Genomic DNA, 2,217 nt, shown 5'->3' with positions numbered 1-2,217 from the left:
AGCCCCCGACGCGCCGTCGGGCGGGATCCCCCGCGAGGAGCTCGACGCCCTCCGCTCCGGCACCCACCGCGACCCGCACTCGGTCTACGGCGCCCACCCGACCGGGTCCGGCTCGGTCGTGCGGACCATGCAGCCCGGTGCCACCTCGGTGGAGATCGTGCTGGGGACGCGCACGGTGCCCATGGAACCGCTCGGCGACGGCATGTTCGGGGCGGGGTTGCCCGAGCGGGACGTCCCCGACTACCGGTTCCGGGTGACCTACCCGGACGGGCACACGCGGATCGTGGCCGACGGGTACCGCTTCCTGCCCACTCTCGGCGAGATGGATCTCCACCTGATCAACGAGGGCCGGCACGAGCGGCTGTGGACCGTCCTCGGTGCGCACGTCCGCACGTACGACACCCCCGGGGGGCCCCTCACCGGGACGTCCTTCGCCGTCTGGGCCCCGAACGCCCGGGGCATCAGCGTGGTGGGCGACTTCTGCGGGTGGAACCCGATCGCCCTGCCCATGCGTGCGATCGGCGCCTCGGGAGTGTGGGAACTGTTCGTACCTGACGTGATCGACGACGCCGTCTACAAGTACTGCGTCCGCGGCGCCGACGGCCGGACCGTCGACCACGCCGATCCGCTCGCGGTGGCCACCGAGGTGCCCCCCGCCACCGGATCCAGGGTGTTCACGTCCGGCCACGAGTGGAACGACGACGAGTGGGTCGCCGGCCGGGCGACGCGCGACCACTCGCGCTCCCCGATGACGGTCCTCGAGGTCCACGTGGGCTCCTGGAGACCGGGACTCGGCTACCGCGAGTTCGCCCACCAGTTGGGCGACCACGTGACCGAGACCGGCTTCACCCATGTCGAGCTGATGCCCGTCGCCGAGCATCCCTTCGGCGGGTCATGGGGCTACCAGGTGTCCTCCTACTACGCCCCCACCAGTCGTTTCGGCACCCCGGACGACCTGCGCTATGTGGTCGACCACCTGCACTCGCGCGGCATCGGCGTGCTGGTGGACTGGGTGCCCGCGCACTTCCCCAAGGACGAGTGGTCCCTCGGCCGCTTCGACGGGACCCCGCTGTACGAGCACGCGGACCCCCGTCGCGGTGAGCAGCCCGACTGGGGCACCTACGTGTTCGACTTCGGTCGTCACGAGGTCCGCAACTTCCTGGTGGCCAACGCCCTGTACTGGGCGGAGGAGTTCCACGTCGACGGCCTGCGCGTGGACGCCGTCGCCTCGATGCTCTACCTGGACTACTCGCGGAACGAGGGCGAGTGGACCCCCAACCGCTACGGCGGTAGAGAGAACCTCGAGGCCATCTCGTTCCTGCAGGAGGTCAACGCCACCGTGCGCCGGGAGCACCCCGGATTCCTCATGATCGCCGAGGAGTCGACCTCCTGGGGCGGCGTCACCGCACCCACGGACACCGGCGGTCTCGGGTTCTCCATGAAGTGGAACATGGGGTGGATGAACGACACGCTGCGCTATGTGGGCCTCGACCCCGTCTACCGGGGACACCACCACGGCGAGGTCACCTTCTCCCTGATGTACGCCTGGAGCGAGCGGTTCGTCCTCCCGCTCAGCCACGACGAGGTGGTCCACGGCAAGGGATCGATGTGGCAGCGCATGCCGGGGTCCTCGTGGGACCGCGCGGCCGGGTTGCGCGGGCTCTACGCCTACATGTGGGCGCACCCCGGGAAGAAGCTCATCTTCCAAGGGATGGAGTTCGGTCAGGTCGGCGAGTGGAACGACGAACTGGGCGTCACCTGGGAGAACCTCGAGGGCTGGGAGGGCGAGTACCACCGCGGCATCCTCGCCTCGGTCCGGGACATGAACGCACGCTACGCGGAGAACCCCGGGCTGTGGACGCTCGACGACGACCCGTCGGGGTTCTCGTGGATCGACGCCAACGACTCGGAGCACAACGCGCTGTCGTTCCTGCGTACCGATCACGCGGGCAACACGATCGCCTGCGTGGTGAACTTCTCGGGCCGCACCCTGGACGACTACCGGATCGGTCTGCCCGAGGCCGGGTACTGGGAGGAGATCCTCAACACCGACGCCGAGGCCTACGAGGGGTCGGGAACCGGCAACCTGGGCGGGGTCCACGCGGAGGAGCGGCACCACCACGGCCGCACCCATTCCGCGGGCATCACCGTCGGCCCCCGCGCCGCGGTGTGGTTGCGGCACACGCGCTGACGGCGGGCGACACGCCGACTGCGGGC

The 2,217-nt window shown here is 70.0% G+C and carries 1 protein-coding gene; it reads left to right on the top strand.

Annotated features, from left to right (window positions below; all coding sequences use genetic code 11):
• Positions 1 to 25: 25 nt before the first annotated feature.
• Complete coding sequence (gene glgB / locus G6020_RS07335) at positions 26 to 2,191, top strand: 1,4-alpha-glucan branching protein GlgB (protein WP_182610173.1); 2,166 nt, start codon at positions 26 to 28, stop codon at positions 2,189 to 2,191.
• The last annotated feature ends 26 nt before the right edge of the window (positions 2,192 to 2,217 follow it).

Origin of the sequence: Dietzia sp. B19, from assembly GCF_014145155.1 — a bacterium.
GTDB lineage: Bacteria > Actinomycetota > Actinomycetes > Mycobacteriales > Mycobacteriaceae > Dietzia > Dietzia natronolimnaea.
This window is presented reverse-complemented; position numbering and strand designations above follow the sequence as displayed.